The sequence below is a fragment of the Nocardiopsis sp. iso_25 genome (assembly GCF_056173305.1).
In genome coordinates this window covers 6,037,614-6,055,832 of the sequence record NZ_CM149667.1, presented here as the reverse complement: position 1 = coordinate 6,055,832, position 18,219 = coordinate 6,037,614, and the positions used below count along the sequence as shown (strand labels likewise).

Annotated in this window: 18 protein-coding genes; 10 read left to right on the top strand and 8 right to left on the bottom strand. The window is 72.9% G+C overall.

Features of this window, described 5'->3' with window-relative positions; genetic code table 11:
• Positions 1-164 precede the first annotated feature (164 nt).
• A complete protein-coding gene (locus AC0VX6_RS26040) occupies positions 165-758 on the bottom strand; it encodes a TetR/AcrR family transcriptional regulator (protein WP_274975088.1) in 594 nt (197 codons plus the stop codon).
• 164 nt (positions 759-922) lie between these two features.
• Here AC0VX6_RS26040 and AC0VX6_RS26035 point away from each other — a divergent pair, with 164 nt between their 5' ends.
• Complete coding sequence (locus AC0VX6_RS26035) at positions 923-1,882, top strand: alpha/beta hydrolase family protein (RefSeq protein ID WP_274975087.1); 960 nt, start codon at positions 923-925, stop codon at positions 1,880-1,882.
• A gap of 216 nt (positions 1,883-2,098) precedes the next feature.
• Here AC0VX6_RS26035 and AC0VX6_RS26030 read toward each other — a convergent pair whose 3' ends face one another.
• Both AC0VX6_RS26030 and AC0VX6_RS26025 read right to left on the bottom strand, forming a co-directional pair.
• Positions 2,099-3,094, bottom strand: a complete 996-nt coding sequence (locus tag AC0VX6_RS26030) for a neutral zinc metallopeptidase (protein WP_475466573.1) — start codon at positions 3,092-3,094, stop codon at positions 2,099-2,101.
• Positions 3,095-3,169: 75 nt separating this feature from the next.
• On the bottom strand, positions 3,170-4,129 hold the full coding sequence (locus AC0VX6_RS26025) for a neutral zinc metallopeptidase (RefSeq protein ID WP_475466571.1): 960 nt from the start codon (positions 4,127-4,129) through the stop codon (positions 3,170-3,172).
• 87 nt (positions 4,130-4,216) lie between these two features.
• On the opposite strand from AC0VX6_RS26025, the gene AC0VX6_RS26020 reads away from it, so the two are divergent.
• Both AC0VX6_RS26020 and dtd read left to right on the top strand, forming a co-directional pair.
• Positions 4,217-6,058 (top strand): DUF2207 domain-containing protein, encoded by a 1,842-nt coding sequence (locus tag AC0VX6_RS26020; RefSeq protein WP_274975085.1) that lies wholly within the window; start codon positions 4,217-4,219, stop codon positions 6,056-6,058.
• A 29-nt stretch (positions 6,059-6,087) separates the two neighbouring features.
• On the top strand, positions 6,088-6,513 hold the full coding sequence (gene dtd / locus AC0VX6_RS26015; protein ID WP_274975084.1) for a D-aminoacyl-tRNA deacylase: 426 nt from the start codon (positions 6,088-6,090) through the stop codon (positions 6,511-6,513).
• A gap of 80 nt (positions 6,514-6,593) precedes the next feature.
• Here dtd and AC0VX6_RS26010 read toward each other — a convergent pair whose 3' ends face one another.
• Positions 6,594-7,289, bottom strand: a complete 696-nt coding sequence (locus tag AC0VX6_RS26010; RefSeq protein WP_013155318.1) for a response regulator transcription factor — start codon at positions 7,287-7,289, stop codon at positions 6,594-6,596.
• The gene (locus AC0VX6_RS26005; RefSeq protein WP_248772330.1) at positions 7,286-8,485 is read right to left on the bottom strand and encodes a sensor histidine kinase; all 1,200 of its coding nucleotides are present in this window, start codon (positions 8,483-8,485) and stop codon (positions 7,286-7,288) included. Before AC0VX6_RS26005 ends, AC0VX6_RS26010 begins: the two co-directional genes overlap by 4 nt.
• 124 nt (positions 8,486-8,609) lie before the next feature.
• On the opposite strand from AC0VX6_RS26005, the gene phoU reads away from it, so the two are divergent.
• The 3 genes from phoU to ispF all read left to right on the top strand — a co-directional run bounded on the left by phoU (position 8,610) and on the right by ispF (position 10,870).
• On the top strand, positions 8,610-9,272 hold the full coding sequence (gene phoU / locus AC0VX6_RS26000; RefSeq protein ID WP_047868396.1) for a phosphate signaling complex protein PhoU: 663 nt from the start codon (positions 8,610-8,612) through the stop codon (positions 9,270-9,272).
• A 611-nt stretch (positions 9,273-9,883) separates the two neighbouring features.
• Positions 9,884-10,366, top strand: a complete 483-nt coding sequence (locus tag AC0VX6_RS25995; RefSeq protein WP_013155315.1) for a CarD family transcriptional regulator — start codon at positions 9,884-9,886, stop codon at positions 10,364-10,366.
• A 33-nt stretch (positions 10,367-10,399) separates the two neighbouring features.
• Complete coding sequence (gene ispF / locus AC0VX6_RS25990; RefSeq protein WP_274978261.1) at positions 10,400-10,870, top strand: 2-C-methyl-D-erythritol 2,4-cyclodiphosphate synthase; 471 nt, start codon at positions 10,400-10,402, stop codon at positions 10,868-10,870.
• A gap of 16 nt (positions 10,871-10,886) precedes the next feature.
• Here ispF and AC0VX6_RS25985 read toward each other — a convergent pair whose 3' ends face one another.
• A complete protein-coding gene (locus AC0VX6_RS25985; RefSeq protein WP_475466568.1) occupies positions 10,887-11,360 on the bottom strand; it encodes an MmyB family transcriptional regulator in 474 nt (157 codons plus the stop codon).
• A 149-nt stretch (positions 11,361-11,509) separates the two neighbouring features.
• Complete coding sequence (locus tag AC0VX6_RS25980) at positions 11,510-13,657, bottom strand: DUF2637 domain-containing protein (protein WP_475466566.1); 2,148 nt, start codon at positions 13,655-13,657, stop codon at positions 11,510-11,512.
• A 292-nt stretch (positions 13,658-13,949) separates the two neighbouring features.
• Between AC0VX6_RS25980 and cysS the strand changes: the two genes are divergently transcribed.
• The 4 genes from cysS (at position 13,950) to AC0VX6_RS25960 (ending at position 17,948) form a co-directional block, all read left to right on the top strand.
• Positions 13,950-15,353, top strand: coding sequence for a cysteine--tRNA ligase (gene cysS / locus AC0VX6_RS25975; RefSeq protein WP_475466564.1), 1,404 nt, complete (start codon positions 13,950-13,952; stop codon positions 15,351-15,353).
• A gap of 133 nt (positions 15,354-15,486) precedes the next feature.
• Positions 15,487-16,449 carry a 23S rRNA (guanosine(2251)-2'-O)-methyltransferase RlmB gene (gene rlmB, locus AC0VX6_RS25970; RefSeq protein ID WP_274975080.1) on the top strand — a complete coding sequence of 321 codons (963 nt, stop codon included), beginning with the start codon at positions 15,487-15,489 and terminating at the stop codon, positions 16,447-16,449.
• Between the two features lie 130 nt (positions 16,450-16,579).
• A complete protein-coding gene (locus tag AC0VX6_RS25965; RefSeq protein ID WP_475466562.1) occupies positions 16,580-16,873 on the top strand; it encodes a DUF8129 domain-containing protein in 294 nt (97 codons plus the stop codon).
• Positions 16,874-16,925: 52 nt separating this feature from the next.
• Positions 16,926-17,948 (top strand): DNA topoisomerase IB, encoded by a 1,023-nt coding sequence (locus AC0VX6_RS25960; protein WP_475466560.1) that lies wholly within the window; start codon positions 16,926-16,928, stop codon positions 17,946-17,948.
• Between the two features lie 49 nt (positions 17,949-17,997).
• On the opposite strand, the gene AC0VX6_RS25955 is transcribed toward AC0VX6_RS25960, so the two are convergent.
• A complete protein-coding gene (locus AC0VX6_RS25955) occupies positions 17,998-18,207 on the bottom strand; it encodes an MbtH family protein (protein ID WP_013155306.1) in 210 nt (69 codons plus the stop codon).
• Positions 18,208-18,219: the final 12 nt, after the last annotated feature.

Here is an 18,219-nt window from a genome sequence, read left to right as displayed (position 1 = left end):
GCCGGGCGAACTCCGCCCGCGGCCCTTCCGGGTACGGGGGAGCGCCCGTACGGAGAGAGGCGGTAACCGGGGAGGGGGCCCGGTGCGTGGAGGACCCGCCCGCGGGGAGGCACCGCGTACGGGGCGCGGCGCCCACGGGTGCCAGCACGCGCTGTCCGCCGACGTCAGGAGGGTTGCGGCCGCCGCAGCCCCAGCAGGAGCAGTTCGACCAGTCGGCGCGGGTCGTAGCGGGGGTCCTCGCCGCCCACGCAGAGGTTGCCGATGCCGCGCATCAGCTCGTAGGCCCGCGTGCCGGGTTCGATCTCCCCGGCCTCGACCGCGGCGTCGAGCAGGGTCGTGCAGACGGGCACCAGTCGGTCGAGGAAGTAGGCGTGCAGGGCCTCGAAGCCGCCGCTGTCCGACCGCATCGCAGCGGCCAGCCCGTGCTTGGTGACCAGGAAGTCGACGAACAGGTCCACCCACGCGCGGAGTGCGGCGAACGGGGACCCGGACTCGGCCATCAGCCGCGGACCGGCCTCGGCGCAGGCCTCGACCTGGTGGCGGTAGACGGCGACGACCAGGTCCGCCCGGGTGGGGAAGTGGCGGTAGATCGTCCCCATCCCGACGCCCGCCCGGGCCGCGATCTCCCGGATCGGCGCGTCGACGCCGGAGGTGACGAACACCGCGGCGGCGGCGGTGAGCAGCTTCTGCTGGTTGCGCACCGCGTCGGCCCGCCTGCCGCGGGCCGGCACCTCCTCCGACCCTCCTGTGCTGGGCATACACGTTCTCCCTCCGGCGTCCGTTGCAAAACGGAACACTGCTCCGTATATTAAGAGGAACAGCGCTCCGCTTGCAGTCTAGCTGCGACGGGACACTTCCGTCCGCCCTGCCCGCCGCCGGTCCGAGGGGACCTCGGCGCAGGCCACCGAAGGGAAAACGCACCATGAGCGCACCGACGCGCACGCCCGACTCCGTCGGCCCCGCCGCCCCCGTCCTCTCGGTCAGCCCGGTCGTGCTGCCCGCACCCGACCGCGCCGTGGACCTGCAGGTGCGGGTCTCCGTGCCCGCGACCGGGGGCGGACTGCCGATCGTCCTCCTCTCACACGGCCACGGCCCCTCCCACCACCTGTCCTCGCTGAACGGCTACGCGCCCCTGGCGAACTTCTGGGCGGCCCACGGATTCGCCGTGATCCAGCCGACCCACCTGAGTTCGAGGACGCTGGACCTGGACCCCGACACCCCCGAGGCGCCGCTGTACTGGCGGTCGCGGGCCGAGGACATGACGCGCGTCCTGGACCGGCTCGACGAGATCGAGGCCGCCGTACCCGGGCTCTCCGGACGCCTGGACCGGAGCAGGGTGGCCGTGGCCGGGCACTCGATGGGCGGGCACACCGTGAGCCTGCTGCTCGGCGCCCGGCTCACCGACCCGCACGACGGGAAAGTCGTGGACCTGTCCGAGCCCCGGATCACGGCGGGCGTGCTGCTCGCCGCGCCCGGCGCGGGCGGTGACTCCCTCAACGAGTCCACGGCCCGCGCCTACCCCTTCCTCTCGACCACGGACTTCTCCACGATGACGACGCCCGCGCTCGTGGTCGCCGGGGACGCGGACGACTCCGCCCACCTGACGGTCCGCGGCCCGGAGTGGCACGTCGACCCCTACCGCCTCGCCCCCGGCCCCAAGACCCTGCTCACGCTGTTCGGCGCGGAGCACGGGCTCGGCGGGGTCTCCGGTTACGACGTCGCCGAGACCACGGACGAGAGCCCCGAGCGGGTGTCCGCGGTCCAGCGGCTCACCTGGGCCTACCTCCGCGACCGGTTCCACCCCGGGGACCCCGCCTGGCAGGCGGCGTGCGACGCGCTGACGGGCGGCCCCGACCCGCTCGGACGGGTCGAGTCCAGGTAGGCCCGGCCGGGACGCGTCCCGGGGCTCCGCCGCGGCGCCCACGGGTGCCGCGGCGAGGCCGGACGCGCACGCACGGTCGGCCGTCCGGGCGCGGAACACGCGTCCCGGCGCTCCGGTGGCCCGGCCGTCGCATCCGTCCGGGCCGGGAGGCGCCGTCCACGGCCCCACCACCGTGCGGCGCGTACGTCCTCGCGCGGCCGTCGGGGCGCAACTTCCTCAGCGCACCAGCGACTCGTCCGCCACGTCCCAGGTGTTGCACGCCCCCGGCCGCTGCTCCTCCAGGCCGGTCCGGGTCCACGCCACGCTGTTGTCCACCGACCCGTGCGTGCGCTCCTCCTCCTCGCCGTCCTCGCGGTCGGCGGTGGCGGCGGCGTCGTCCAGCAGCGTCTCCACGTCCCCCTCGTCCAGGGGGTAGCTCACCCGGACCGACCCCATGAACACGCCCGCCAGGCAGTTCGCCTGTAGCTCGCCGCGGCGCGTCCACGCGTTGCGCTTCAGCACGCCGTCCTCCAGTTGGCGCTGCCCGTGGTAGTACTCCAGCAGCCCCGACTCCCCCTGCACGTGGTGGCCGTACTCGTGGGCCAGCAGGGACGCGTACACCACGCTGTCCGTGGCGCCGTTCCACTTGTCCACCACGTCCGCGGTGCCGATGTAGATGCCCGTGCTCGCCCGGCAGTAGAACGCACCCGCGCGGGAGGGGTAGGCGCGGCACGGGCTGATCCCGGGCTCGTCCCAGAACACCCGCTCCGGAGGGGTGAAGGGGATGCCCGCGCGCAGGAACTGGGTCCGCCAGGCGTCGTCCAGGCAGTCCGCGACCGTGTGCAGGAACCCCTCCATCGACTCGGGGTCCTCCACGTCCAGCTCCGGCACCGGGCACGGGCGCGGGCTCAGCCGCCCCGTCTCGTACAGCGGGTTGGCGACCAGCGCCTGGTACCCCGACGGGCGCTCCTGGGCGCCGAACCGCTCCGGCAGCCCCTGCCCGCCCGCCATGCCGGAGGGGGCCTGACCGGGCTTGTCGTCGGAGTCGGCGCCCGCCTCCGGGACGGCTGCGTCCGGCGCGGCCCCGGGCGGGGGGCCGTCCTCGTCGGCGGTGGTCCACGACAACAGCGCCAGCGCCAGCAGCACCACCATGAGGGCGGTCACCAGACCGAACACCCGGCGGTCGGCGCGGCGAGCCGCGGACGCCGGCGACCTACCGAACCCTGCGTACACCCCTGTCCGCCCGCCCTGTCGTCACCGTGGCCGGGCCGGACACGCCCGACACCTGACCGTGCCCCCCGGAGCGCATCACCGCACCAGATCCTCGGGAGCGTTCCACGTGTTGCACGCGGCCGGATCCCTGCGGTCCATGCCGTGCGCGGTCCACAGGCGGCCGTTGGCGGCCGAACCGTGGGTGTGCTCGTCGCCCCAGTCGGAGCGCAGACCGACGTCGTCGAGGATATTCTCCCGCTCGGACCCGCCGAGGCCCAGATCCTCGCGCGAGGCGCCCAGGAAGACCCCGCCCAGGCAGTTGGCCTGGAGCTCGTTGCGCCGGGTCAGCTCGTCCGCCTCCGCCTCGTCGGCGCCCGCCCGCTCGCTGTGGAACCGCGCCAGGATGCGCGACTGCCCCTGCACGTGGTGCCCGTACTCGTGGCTGAGCAGGAACGTGTACGCCTCGGGCTTGTCGCTGCCGCCGGAGGCCGCCACGATGTCCTCCACACCCAGGTACAGGCCCTGGTTGGCCTGGCAGTAGAAGGCCGCCGTGCCCTCGCTGGGGAACGCGCCGCACGGGCTGTTCCCGGCGGTGTGCCAGTACACGCGGTTGGGGGAGCTGAACTCCAGCCCCGCCTCGGCGAAGTAGGAGCCCCACGCCGTGTCCAGGCAGTCGGCGATCTCGTGGACGAACGCCTCCACCGACTCCGCGTCCTTCTCGTCCAGCTCGGGCACCTCGCAGGTGATCTCGCCCAGCTCGCCGATCCGGTACAGCGGGTTGTCGGTGAGCGGGTCGCCCCGGCCCGGGGCGGTCAGCGGCTCCTCGGCCGCCGACGCCCCGCCCGACCCGCCCGGCGCCAGGTCCGCTGACGCCACCGGGTGCGACCACGCGGGCTCGGAGGGGTGCAGGGCGGCCGAGATCGCCAGGAAACCGGTGAACCCCACCGCCGCCGCCCCGGTGCCCAGCGTGAGCGTGACCCCCAGGCCCATCCGCTGGAGGAGCCCGGAGTCCTCGGGCCAGAAGTCCGGTCCCCGAACCGGTCTTCGGCTCACCACGGCAGCTCCCCGCGGCACCGGGGCACGACGCCGGCCGCCGTGCCCGGGGGGAACGGTGCACCGGGGGACCGGATAGGCTCTCGCGACATGTGGTGGGTTGGCTCCTGGCGCCCGGCCGTCGCGGTCGCGACGGCCGTCTTCGTGTTGTCCTCACTGGTCACGGCGCTTGTCGTCGCGTGGCCGGGTGGGGAGGCCCACGCCGCGACGCCAGCGGCACCGGCTCCCACAGTACCGGGGGGCTCCGTGACGCCCGCCAGCGACCGGTCCGCCCCGGTCATCACCAACGACGTCCGCCTCGAACTCGACGGCGCGGGCGTCCTCCACGGCGAGGAGACCATCTCCTTCTCCGGCGGCGCCCCGGCCACTTTCACCCGATCCCTGACCGAGACGATGCTCTACGACACCGAGCACGACCGGAAGTTCGAGGTCACCGGCGTGCGGGCCACCGACCTGGACGGCGAGACCCTGGACGCCCGGGTGAGCAGGGACGACGGCTCCCTGTCCGTGGAGATCCCCACCGAGGCCACCTCCGGGGTCGTGCTCTCCTACCGGGTGAGCGGAACCGTGAGCGAGGTCTCCCAGGGCGTCCAGCTGGAGTGGCGGGCCGTCGGCGCCTACAGCCACACCGTGGAGGCCACCGACGTGACCGTCACCGCGCCCCTGCCGCCCGAGGCGCTGTCCTGCCTGGCCGGGGAGCCGCGCAGCGCCATGTACTGCACGGCCTCCGACATGGGCGCCGACGCGGGCGTGGCCCACTTCCTCCAGGCCGACATGGAGCCCAGCGACCGGCTCGACATCGTCGTCAACTACCCGCCCGGCGCCGCCGAGGGAGAGCCCATCCTCACCCGCCGCTGGTCGCTGGCCTCGGCGTTCGCGGTCACCCCGGCCACCGCCAGCGTGTTCGGACTGCTGCTGGCGGTGCTCCTGGGCGGCCTCGTGGTGCTGATCCGCGTCCGGGGCCGCGACGAGCGCGCCCTGCGCGACGAGGCCTCGGCCGGGGACCACGCCCCGGTGGCCGAGGGCGAGCACGGGCGCCTGCGGTTCGCCCCGCCCGACGACGTGCACCCCGGCCAGATCGGCACGCTCGTCAACGAGACCGTGGACATCACCGACCTCACCGGCGCCGTGGTCGACCTGGCCGTGCGCGGCTACGTGCGCCTGGAGGAGCTGCCGCACGAGCACTTCACGTCCGTGGACTGGCGGCTGGTGCGGCTGGACGGCCCCCCGGAGGACACCCTCCGCTCCTACGAGTGGCTGCTGCTGGACGCGCTCTTCGGCGGGCGCCCGACCGTGCGCCTGTCCCAGGTCGGCTCGCCCCGCACCTCCGCCGACTTCCCGGCGCGCATCGACCGCGTCCGCGAGGAGCTGTACCGCGACATGGTGCGGCTGAAGTGGTTCGCCCGCTCGCCCAGCCAGGTGCGCAGCCGCTGGAGCGCCGTCGGCATGGCGGTGACGGCCGCGGGCGTGCTCCTGACCGGAACCCTGGCGGTCTTCACCAGCGCGGCGTTCACCGGGCTGGCCGTCATCATCGCGGGCGCCGCCGTCACGGCGGGCGCGCAGTACATGCCCGCCAAGACCGCCCTGGGCAGCTCGGTGTACGCGCACACGGTGGGCTTCCGCGACTACCTGCTGAGCCCGCGCTCGGCGACCGCGCCCCCGGGGCAGCGGGTGGAGCTGTACTCGCGCTACCTGCCCTACGCGGTGATCTTCGACGACGTCGACCACTGGGCCAACATCCTGGCCTCGGCGGCGCTCACCGACCTGACCCCCGAGGAGCTGACCGGTGACGGCCTGGCCTGGTACACGGGGCCCAGGGAATGGCGGATCGAGGACTTCGCGGACTCCATCACCACGTTCGTGGTGACACTGACCGGCATCATCACCAACGCCCGGCGGCTGCGGGCGCTCAACCAGTTCCAGCGGCGCTAGGACGCCGCAGACCACGAGGGGGAGGCACCATGCGCGCGGTCGTGCAGCGCGTGTCGCACGCGTCGGTGACGGTGGACGGCGAGGTGGTCGGGCAGATCACCGAACCCGGCCTGATGGCGCTGGTGGGGGTCACCCACACCGACACCGCCGCCGAGGCGGTCAGGATCGCCGGGAAGCTGTGGACGCTGCGGATCCTGGAGGACGAGCGGTCGTGCTCCGACACCGGCGCGCCGCTGCTCGTGGTCAGCCAGTTCACGCTCTACGGCGACGCGCGCAAGGGCCGCCGCCCCACCTGGCAGGCCGCGGCGCCCGGCCCCGTCGCCGAACCCCTCGTGGACGCGGTCGTCGAGGAGCTGCGCTCGCTCGGCGCCGTGGTGGCCACGGGGGTGTTCGGCGCGAAGATGTCGGTCTCCCTCACCAACGAGGGCCCGTTCACGGTCGTCCTGGAGGCATGACGGGGCCCGGGCTGTGGACGCGGCCACGGCCCGGGACACGGGATGCGGCGCAGGGAATCCCCGGAGAGATCCCGTGCCCCTCAGACGTCGACGGTGACCGGCTCGAACTTGTAGCCCAGACCGCGGACGGTCACGATGTAGCGCGGGCTGCCCGGGTCCTCCTCGATCTTGGCGCGCAGCCTCTTGACGTGCACGTCGAGGGTCTTGGTGTCACCGACGTAGTCGGCGCCCCACACGCGGTCGATGAGCTGCATCCTGGTGAGCACCCGCCCGGCGTTGCGCAGGAGCACCTCCAGCAGCTCGAACTCCTTGAGGGGGAGCTGCACGTTGTCGCCGCGCACCGTCACCACGTGCCGCTCCACGTCCATCCGGACGGGACCGGCCTCCAGGGCGGCGGGCAGCACGACCTCGTCCTCGCCCCGGCGGCGCAGCACCGCGCGGATGCGGGCCACGAGCTCGCGCGAGGAGAAGGGCTTGGTCACGTAGTCGTCGGCGCCCAGTTCCAGACCGACGACCTTGTCGATCTCGGAGTCCTTGGCGGTGAGCATGATCACGGGGACGTTGGACTTCTGCCGCAGCGTCCGGCACACCTCGGTGCCCGACAGCCCCGGCAGCATCAGGTCCAGCAGCACCAGGTCGGCCCCGGTACGGTCGAAGGTCTCCAGCGCCACGGTCCCGGTGGGCGCCACGGCGACCTCGAAGCCCTCCTTGCGCAGCATGTACGACAGGGCGTCGCTGTAGGATTCCTCGTCCTCGACAACGAGTACGCGCGTCACTGTGCCGCCTCCTGACGGTCGGTGTTCCGGGCGGCCTCGGGCCCCCGGCTCTCGGAACGGGGCAGACGCAGAGTGAACGTCGACCCCGACCCCTCCTTGCTCCACACGGTCACTTCTCCACGGTGGTGGGTCATGATGTGCTTGACGATCGCCAGGCCCAGACCGGTACCTCCGGTGGCCCGGCTCCGAGCGGCGTCCACACGGTAGAACCGCTCGAAGATCCTTTCCAGGTCCTGCTGCGGGATCCCGATGCCCTGGTCGGCGACGCTGATGTCCACGCTGGACCTGGACAACACCACGGACACGGCGACCCGGGTGTTCTTGGGGCTGTAGGACACGGCGTTGGCGACCAGGTTGCGCAGGGCGGTGCCCAGCAGTCCCTCGTCGCCCATGATCACGACGCCCTCGGCGCCGCTGCCGACCAGTTCGATCCCCTTGGCGTCCGCGGGCATGCGCACCGAGTCCAGCGCCTCCTCCACGACGGGGCCGAGGTCGACCCGGGCGGGTTCGGCCATCGGCTCGGCGCCCTGGATGCGCGAGAGCGTGATGAGGTCCTGGATCACGGCGGTCAGCCGCGAGGCCTCGATCTGCATGCGCTCGGTGAAGCGACGCACCGCTTCCGGGTCGTCACTGGCGTCCTGTACGGTTTCCGCCAACAGGGACAAAGCGCCCACCGGGGTCTTCAGCTCGTGCGAGATGTTCGCGACGAAGTCGCGGCGGACCGCCTCCAGGCGCCGGTGCTCGGTCTGGTCCTCGGCCAGCACCAGCACCAGCCCGGTCCCTCCCAGGGGGGCCACCCGCACGGCGAAGGACGTGGCGTCGGGGCCGAACTTGCGCACGGCCACCTCGATGTCCGTCTCCCGGATGACGCCGTCCCGCCGTACCTGCCGGGCCAGGGTGAGGAGTTCGCCGATGACCAGTTCCTCGCCCCGCACGATGCCGAAGGCGCGTGCGGCGGAGGAGGCGCGCAGGACCCTGTCGGCGGAGTCCAGCACGACGGCGGAGGAGGGGATCGCGGAGAGCACCTCGGCTATGCCGGAGGGCAGCACGCCGCCGTCGCGGTTCGCGGGCTCCGGAGCCTGCCGCTGCCGTGCGGCGGTACCCGTACGGAAGAAAGGGCCGGCCAGGACGCCGATGACGACGCCCGTGACGAGTCCGATGATGCCGGTCACCGCGGCGAGAAGTTCCCCTTGCACGGTTCGATCGTAAACGTGCGGGCTGGGGCTTTACCCGGTCAGGGCATGTGACACAACCGAGGTTCTTGCATCGTTCACCAATTCTTGGCCGACTCTTCAAACAACCACTGGGAGCATTGACGCCATGCGCGATACCTACCACGACGACCTTGACAGCCTGAGTGAACGCCTCGTCGAGATGACACGGCTCGCCCGGCACGCCGTCGCTCGTGCGACCACGGCGCTGCTGGACAGTGACATCAACGCGGCGCAGGAGGTCATCTCCGGTGACGAGCAGATCAACCGGCTCGACCAGGAGATCGAGGACACCGCGTTCAGCCTGATGGCCCGGCAGCAGCCGGTCGCCTCCGACCTGCGCACCATCATCACCTCCCTGTACATGCGCGGCGACCTGGAGCGGATGGGCGACCACGCCGTCCACCTGGCCAAGATCGCGCGGCGGCGCCACCCCGACTCGGCGATCCCCAAGCCGGTGCGCTCGATCGTGCTGGAGATGGGCCACCAGGCGGAACTGCTGGTCACCAAGGCGGGCGAGGTCATCATGGACCGCGACCCCGACACCGCCCTGGAACTGGACAAGGACGACGACACGATGGACCGGCTGCGGCGCAAGCTGCTGCAGCGCATCCTCGCCCCCGGGTGGGAGTACGGGGTGGAGGCCACCATGGACGTCACCCTGGTCGGCCGGTTCTACGAACGCTTCGGTGACCACGCGGTGCACGTCGCCGACAACCTCGTCTACATGGTGACGGGCGAGAAGCGCGAGGACTACGACCCCGAGAGCTGAGCCCGGCCGGGGCCTCCCCGCGGTGGGGACCGCGGGTGTCCCCTCGCCGGTCCGGCCGGGTTGGGCGCCGCCCGCGGGTCGGGCGTGCTTCCCCGCCGCCCGGACGCGTCCCCCTAGGGCGTCCGAACCGCGGGTGCCCCCCCGGTGCCGCGCCGGAGCGCGCGGTGCCGGGCCGGGGGGCACGGGGCCGGGGCGCGCCGGAACGCGGGGCCGGAGCGCGGCCGACCGGTCCGGACGGGTCGCACGGCGGCCGGAGACGGGTCGTGCGGCGGCCGGTCCGGCGGGGCGTGCGGGGGAGTTCCGGCGGGTTGTCGGGAGCCCTCGCGGGCGACGTGCGCCAGGCGACTCGGCACGGTGAGATCCGTCGCTCCGGCCCCTCCCGGAAGGCTTCCCGGGCGTGTCCGTAACGCCTTCACCAAGTCCCGGTGAAGGGGCGGACACGGCGTCCGCAAGCCCTTCCGCACAGGGCCTGACCAGGTGCGCAGCAGGCCTCGGGTACACTTTGTCAAGGCCTGAAAAGTAGGGCTTGACCTGCGTGTTCGCAAACCTAATAGGTACGTTAAGTCACAGATTCGTGGTATCCTTGTGGTAGCGGAAGGGGTACCTGTCACATGGCTTTCAAGGTCGGCGACACTGTTGTCTACCCCCATCATGGGGCTGCTCGTATTGAAGCGATCGAGACGCGCAACATTAAGGGCGAGGACAGAATCTACCTCGTTCTGAGGGTCGACAAGGGCGATCTGACGGTGCGCGTGCCCGCCGCGAATGCCGAGGACGTCGGCGTTCGCGACGTGGTGGGGCAGGAGGGCCTGGACAAGGTCTTCGAGGTGCTTCGCGCGCCGCACACCGAGGAGCCCACCAACTGGTCCAGGCGCTACAAGGCCAACCTGGAGAAGCTGGCCTCGGGTGACGTGAACAAGGTCGCCGAGGTGGTTCGGGACCTCTGGCGCCGGGACAAGGAGCGCGGCCTGTCCGCCGGCGAGAAGCGGATGCTCGCCAAGGCGCGGCAGATCCTCGTCAGCGAACTCGCCCTCGCGGAAAAGACCAACGAGGACAAGGCCGAGGCCCTCCTCGACGAGGTTCTCACCACCTGAACCGGTTCTGAAATCACGTAATTGATGACGAATATGCCTCGGGTGGGCGTCGGAACGGACGTCCACCCGTTTTCTCCTGGGCGCACCCTTTTCCTGGCCGGTTTGGAATGGCCGGGAGAGGACGGCGTCAGCGGCCATTCCGACGGCGATGTCGCCGCCCACGCCGCGTGCGACGCGCTGTTGTCCGCCTGCGGACTCGGCGATCTGGGATCCAACTTCGGCACTTCGGAACCGCGCTGGAAAGGCGCCTCCGGAGCGGCCCTGCTCACCGAGACCGCGGCGCGCGTTCGCGCGGCCGGTTTCGAGATCGGCAACGTGGCCGTCCAGATCATCAGCAACCGCCCCAAGTTCGCGCCGCGCCGCGCAGAGGCCGAGAAGACGCTCTCGGAGGTCGTGGGAGCGCCCGTGAGCATCTCGGCGACCACGACCGACGGCCTGGGTCTGACCGGCCGCGGAGAGGGCATCGCGGCGGTGGCCACGGCCCTGTGCGTGACAGCGGGCTGAGGCCCGGGCGGCCCCGTCACGACGCGCGTCCGCGCTCCTGGTAGACGAGCAGCTGGTAACCGGGGGCGCTGGCGACGTTGAAGGCGTGGAAGTCCACCGTCAGCGGGCCCCGCTCCGGGTGGCGGAGCAGTTTGGTCTCGTGGGTCTTCGGCTGGACGTCGTGCCTGGCCCAGAGCCCGGGGAACGCGGGGCTGCCGCTGCGGAGCGTCTCCAGGAGTTCGGTGAGCCTCGCCGGTGTGCGGTTGAAGTCGGCGCTGGCGCGCAAGCTCGCCACGGTGGCCTCCGCCGCCTCCCACTCCACGAAGAACCGCGGTCCCTCGGGGTCGAGCATGACCATCTCCAGCAGGTTCGCGGTGTCGGCGAACCCGCGGAACGGGTCCCGCGCCCGGTGGTTCACGGCGATGACGTCGAGCACGGGGTCGAGCACGATGGCCCCGGCCTCCTGCCGGGAGTCGAGGAGGGCGAGCAGTTCGGTCGGGACGGGGCGCACCGTCGCCTCCTCTCCGGAGGCCCCTTGCCTTCGGGCTGGGCCGCGGCGGCCAGGGGGCACCAGAACGACTTCGGGGCTGTGCACAACCTGTGCACAGCCCCGACGCATGCCCGTCAGCGGTGTCCGCTCGGCGCGCTTACCCGCCGTTCCTACTCGTCCGGGCGGAGCGGTTCGCTGCGCACGCGCCGCGAGGGCGGACCCGACGTGAAGTCCGGCAGCGGCGGACGCGGCGGCTTGAGCACCATGGGGCGCTTCTCCACCGGTGTGAGGGGTCCGCGCCGCTCCTGGGCGGGGCGCCCGGCACCGGGCGCGGGCCCGGCCGGGGGCTCCAGGGAGGAGGGGGCCGGTTCGTCCTCGTCCTCCTCCCGGACCGTCGGCGGAAGCTCCTCCGCCTCGGGCGGGAGGTCGGCGTCGGCCGTGGAGGGCTCGGGCTCCCCGAGCGGTTCCGGCTCCTGGAGCGGGTCCTCCTCCGGGAACCGGTCCTCGTCGGTCTCGTACCAGGCCCAGGCCTCCTCCAGCCTCGGCGCCGACTCCACGGGTTCGTTCGAGGGGGCCACCGCCTCCGGGGAGGCCTCGCCGATCCGGAACGCCGCCCGCACGGTGGGACCGGTGTCGTGGTCCAGCACGGGCGTCGGCTCCGGTTCCCGGGACTCCTCCGCGAACGGCGAGGTGTCGTCCTCCGGCGGCGTCCACACCGGCGGCACGTAGTCCGCGAGGACGTGGGCGCCCGAGTCGTCCGCGGGCGGCTCCCAGTGCGCGGTGTCCGGGGCGCGCTCCGCCGAGGGCTCGGCTTCAGCGTCGGGCTCGGGCTCGGGGTCCGGCTCCACCGGCGTGCTCCGCGACGCCGGGACGGGAGCGGACTGCGGCACGGAACCGGCCCGTCCGTCCTCCGCCTTCACCTCGGGCTCCGGCTTCGCCGTGGGCTCCGGCTCGGACGGCGCGCTCCGCGAGTCCGTGACCGGCTCGGGCGCCACGACGGGAGCGGGCTCCCGCCGGGGTTCCACGGGCTCCTCCACCGGTTCGGGTTCCGGCTCGAAGGCCGTGACGGTCCCGCTCTCGGGTTCGGGCTCCGGCTGTACGTGGTGCTCGGGCTCCGCGTGTGGCTCGGGCTCCGCAACCGGCTCTGCGGCCACCGGCGGAGCGTCGGCCTCGTCCGACACCGGGTCGCCGAAGGGCGGCTCGTGCTCGAAGCCCTCGTCGGCCAGGTGGTCGGGGACCGCCGAGACCGGCTCCGGTTCCACTTCCGGCTCCGGCTCCGGTTCGACGTCAGTGGGCGTGGCCGCACCGGGCACCACCGGCGCCTCCTCGGCGGCCCGCTTGATCGGGTTGTGCCCGTCCCGCGAACGCCGGGGCAGGCGCACCGTCGGCACGGACGCCTCGATCCCGTCCCCGTCGTCCCAGCCGTCCCGGTCGTCCCCGGAGCCGGAACGCGGTGCTTCGGTCCCGGCCACGGGCAGCGGCTCGGCGGCGAACTCCTCGTCGTCCCAGCCGTCCCGGTCTCCGTCCCGGCCGGGCTCGTCCCGGTTCCGGAAGGTGTCGGGTTCCGGGTCCCGCCCGCGCTCCAGCCGTTCCCCGGGCGCGTTGGGCCCGGCGAACTCCTCGGACCCTGCCGAGGCCTCCGGGGGTCCGGCGGTCCTCGGGTCCGCGCCGTTTCGGCCGTCCTCGTCCCGGTCATCGGCGCCCAGGCGCAGCAGCCGCGCCTGGAGGGTGCCGCCCTCCGACGCGGTCAGGGGAGCGGTGTCCCCGCGCGGGGGGACCGTGGTGCGGGCGTGCAGCACCGTCGTGGGGTCGTCCGCCGGACGCGGCCTCGCCATCCGTGTGCGGCGCCTGCGCATGTGCGCGCGCAGGGTCATCCACAGCAGGAAGGCCACGAGCAGCGCCGCGAGCGGCGCCACCGCCACGATCACGTTGGCGACCCCCTGGTGCACCCGCTCGACGAGTTCCAGGCTGCTCAGCAGCATCGCCGCCGCGGCGAACAGGACCAGCACCGGGATCAGCACCAGGTCGACCCAGAGCCGCTCGCGCGGAGGCGCTCCGCGCAGCAGGTAGCTCACCCAGCACGCCATCATCAGCAGCAGGGTGTAGGTCACCGGGAACACGTGGGCGAGGGGGCTGCCCTCGTGGCCGCCGTACTCGGCGAACTGGAAGATGCCGTTGTAGGAGATGACGAGGGCGCACAGCGCGATGAGGCCGACGAACAGGCCGCTACCGACGAGAGCACCGGCTCCCGCGCCGCGACCTGCTGCGGGCCTACCGTTCCGTGTCCCTGACTCGGGGGCGTTGTTGTAAGGGGCCATCGCCTTCGCAGCGTAGTCCAGGCGGTGCCGCGAACACGAGATTCCGTCTGATTATGGTTGCTACCAGACGAGCCGCCCCCAGGCGTTCTGTGTCGTTCTGTCGGAATATGCAGGGAGTAGCGCTCGGGAGAACCCGCGGAACGGACTTCCGGCCAGGGTTATCTCACACCCCGTGTGTCCGAATACGGCCAACCACATATACGCACTTGGGGATGTCCGGGAGAGCTTTTCCCACCTGGGAGTCCCTGGTTTGTGACGCCGCTGCGAGGGGAAAGGGGATACGCTTGACAACGTGAGTCTGCGCTTCTATGACACCAGTGCCCGACAGGTCCGCGAGTTCGTCCCGCTGCGCGAGGGGGCCGCCTCCCTGTACCTGTGTGGTGCCACGGTGCAGGCACCTCCGCACATCGGGCACATCCGCTCCGGGGTGAACTTCGACATCCTGCGTCGCTGGCTGACGCACCTGGGGTACGACGTCACCTTCTGCCGCAACGTCACCGACATCGACGACAAGATCATCCGGGTCGCGTCGGACGAGGGCGTGCCGTGGTGGCAGGTCAGCGAGCGCAACCAGCGCGCGTTCACGCACGCGTACGAGATCCTGGGCTGCCTGCCGCCCACCGTGGAGCCGCGGGCCACCGGGCACGTGCCCGAGATGGTCGACCTCATGCACCGCCTCATCGACGCGGGCCACGCCTACGCCGCCTCCGACGGTTCCGGCGACGTCTACTTCGACGTGCGCTCCTACCCGCCCTACGGGGGCCTGTCCAACCAGCGCCTGGACCAGGTCGTGGAGTCGGCCGACTGCGACGCGGACCGCGACAAGCGCGACCCCCGCGACTTCGCCCTGTGGAAGGGCGCCAAGCCGGGCGAGCCCAGCTGGCACACCCCGTGGGGGCGCGGACGCCCCGGCTGGCACCTGGAGTGCTCGGCCATGGCCACCAAGTACCTGGGCCCCAGCTTCGACATCCACGGCGGCGGCCTGGACCTGGTCTTCCCGCACCACGAGAACGAGCTCGCCCAGTCCCGCGCGGCCGGGGACGGCTTCGCCCAGTACTGGCTGCACAACGGGCTCCTCGTCGTCGGCGGCGAGAAGATGAGCAAGTCGCTGGGCAACTCCCTGCTCATCCCGCAGATGGTGCGCAAGGTGCGCCCGGTCGAGCTGCGGTACTACCTGGGCCAGGTGCACTACCGCTCGGTCATCGACTACTCCGACGCCGCCCTCCAGGAGGCGGCCACCGCCTACCAGCGCATCGAGGGCTTCCTCACCCGCGCCGTCGAGGTGCTGGGCGAGGTCGTCCCGGCCGCGGACGTCCCCGCGGAGTTCGCGTCCGCGCTCAACGACGACCTCGGGGTCTCCCAGGCGCTCGCCGTCGTGCACGGCCACGTCCGCGAGGGCAACACGGCGCTGGCGGCGGGCGGCAAGGAGCAGGCCGCCGAGATCGCCGGTGAGCTGCGCACCATGCTCGGCGTCCTGGGCCTGGACCCGCTCGGGGAGCAGTGGGCCACCGGCGGGGACCAGGGGCTGCGCGAGGTCGTGGACGCCCTGGTGGCGGTCGCCCTGGAGCAGCGCCAGGCCGCGCGCGGCCGCAAGGACTACGCGGCGGCCGACGCGATCCGCGACCAGCTCGCCGGGGCGGGCGTCGTGGTCGAGGACACCCCCGAGGGCCCGCGCTGGGACCTGCGCCGTGACTGAGGCGGCCCGGGCGGTGGCGCGGCGGCGTTAGTCTGGGAGTTTGCCGCCGCGTTCACGTTGGCAGGCCACATTCCACCAGCCGGATGCGACGCGCCTCCGGCATGCCCGCGACACTGACGGGGAGGCGGCGACCATGCCGGCGAAGAAGAGCAAGAAGGGCCCGACCAAGGGCAGCGGAGGCAAGGGCCGCCGCTCGCTGGAGGGCAAGAGCGGCACCCTGCCCGCCGAGCAGCGGCACTGGTACGACGGCAAGCAGCGGGCCAAGGCCGCCCGCCGCCCCGATTCCGCGGGCCAGGCCCGGGGCCAGCAGCAGGGGGAGCGCCGCCGTGCGGACGCCTCCGACCTGCTGGTGGGGCGCAACCCGGTGGTGGAGGCGCTGCGCGCCGGTATGCCCGCCACCCGCCTGTTCCTGGCCAACAGCCTCGACCCGGACGAGCGCGTCAACGAGGCGGCCCGGATCGCCGGTGAGCGCGGCCTGGACGTGCTGGAGGTCACCAAGACCGAGCTGGACCGCCGCTGCGAGAGCAACGGCCAGCCCGGCGCGGCCCACCAGGGGCTCGCGCTCCAGGTGCGCCCCTACCAGTACCGCGCGCCCGAGGCCCTGCTGGACGCGGCGCTGGAGTCCGACACCCCGGCGCTGATCGTGGCCCTGGACGGGGTGACTGACCCGCACAACCTCGGCGCCATCGCGCGTTCGGCCGCCGCGTTCAACGCGCACGGCCTGCTCATCCCCGAGCGCCGCTCGGCCGGGGTCAACCTCACCGCCTGGAAGACCTCCGCGGGCACCCTCGCCCGGCTGCCCGTGGCCCAGGCCACCAACCTGACCCGCGCGCTGGAGGGTTACAAGAAGGAGGGCGTGTTCGTGGTCGGCCTCGACGCCGGCGGCGACACCCCGATCCCGGACCTGGAGCTGGCCACCGGCCCGCTGGTCATCGTGATCGGCTCCGAGGGCAAGGGCCTGTCCCGCCTGGTGCGCGAGGCCTGCGACGTGGTCGCGAGCATCCCGATCGGCAACGCGGAGTCGCTGAACGCCTCCGTGGCCGCCGGGGTGTCCCTCTACGAGGTGGCCCGCCGCCGCTCCGCTGCGAAGGGGTAGCAGCGCCCCGCGTCGGACCCGTCCGGCTCCGCGCAGGCGGAGCGGGACGGGTCCGCTTCGTTTTCCGCTCCGGCCCCGCGGGTAGCTGTGCTGCTGCACGTGGCCATCGCAGAGGAAGCGGGTGGGCGGCATGGCGACTCCTCCTGTACCCGACTACGAGGACCTCTCGCTCGGGGACCTGGACGAATGCGTCCGCTCCCTCCCCGCGGAGCGGGTGCGCGAGCTGATCGCCTACGAGGAGAGCCACTCCGGCCGGATGCGGGTGCTGGAGCTGCTGAAGGACCGCCTGCACTCGGCCGAGGGAGGCGACGAGGCGCACCGGGAGCCCGGGCCCGAGGGCCGCGAGGACGCCGCAGCCGACGCGGCCGACGCGCGGGCGGTGCCCGAGAGCCCGGAGCGCCCGCCCGGCCGGGACCCGTCCTGACCGGGCGAACGGTCCGGGGAACGCGGACGGTCGTCCGTGAGGAGGCCCCGGTATGAGCCTGCGGCGCAGCGACCCGGCCGAGCCGGGGATCACCAGGCGCCGTCGCGGTCGCGGCTACAGCTACCACGGCCCGGACGGCAAAACGGTCACCGACCCCGACCGGATCCGGCGCATCAAGGAACTCGTCGTGCCCCCGGGCTGGCACGACGTGTGGATCTGCCCCTCGCCCGAGGGCCACATCCAGGCGTGCGGCACCGACGACGCGGGCCGCCGCCAGTACCTCTACCACGCCGAGTGGCGGCGCCGGAGCGAGGAGGCCAAGTACGACCGGATGCTCGACTTCGCCGAGCTGCTCCCGAAGATCCGCGGCACGCTGGCCGAGCACCTGTCCCGCCGGGGCCTGCGGCGCGAGCGCGTCCTGGCCGCGGCCGTCCGCCTGATCGACCTCGGCTTCCTGCGGGCCGGGGGCGACGCCTACGCCGCCCGCAACGACTCCTACGGGGTCGCGAGCCTGCTGCGCGAGCACGTCCACCGCAGCCGCGGCACGGTGGTGTTCGAGTTCCCCGGCAAGTCCGGTCAGGACCAGCGCGTCGAGTGCGCCGAACCCGAGATCTGCCGGGTGGTCTCCGGCCTCCAGCGCGTCCGCTCGCCGGGGCAGGACCTGTTCGCCTACCGCGCCGGCGACGGCTGGCACGACGTGAACACCGACGACCTCAACTCCTACCTGCGCGAGGTCGCCGGGGAGGAGCACACGGTCAAGGAGTTCCGCACCTGGCACGCGACGGTCCTGGCCGCGGTCGGGGTCGCGGTGGCCGTGCCGCCCGAGGACGACAGGGCCCTGGCCCGGTTGCGGACGCACGTGGTCCGCGAGGTGGCCGACTACCTGGGCAACACCGAGGCGGTGGCCCGGGACTCCTACATCGACCCGCGCGTCTTCCGGCTGCACGAGCGGGGCGTGACCATCGCCGCCTCCCTGCCCGAACTGGGCGGCGAGGCCCCCGCGGGCGAACTCGCCACCCAGGGCGGGGCGGAGGAGGCGGTGCTGCGCATGCTGCGCGACAACGGCGACGCCTGAGGGCGCGTGGGGGCGCCGGGGCGCGCCGGACCCGCGCGCCCCGGCGCGTTCAGCCCTCCTGCGCGGCGATCAGGCTCGCCGGGCGCAGGTCGGTCCACTCGCGCTCCACGTACTCCAGGGCCTCGGCCCGGGAGGTCTCGCCCTGCGCCACCCGCCAGCCCCGGGGCACCTCGGCGAAGGCGGGCCACAGGGAGTGCTGGCCCTCGTCGTTGACCAGCACGAGGAAGCGGGCGTCCTCGTCGTCGAAGGGGTTGCTCACGTCGTTCCGTCT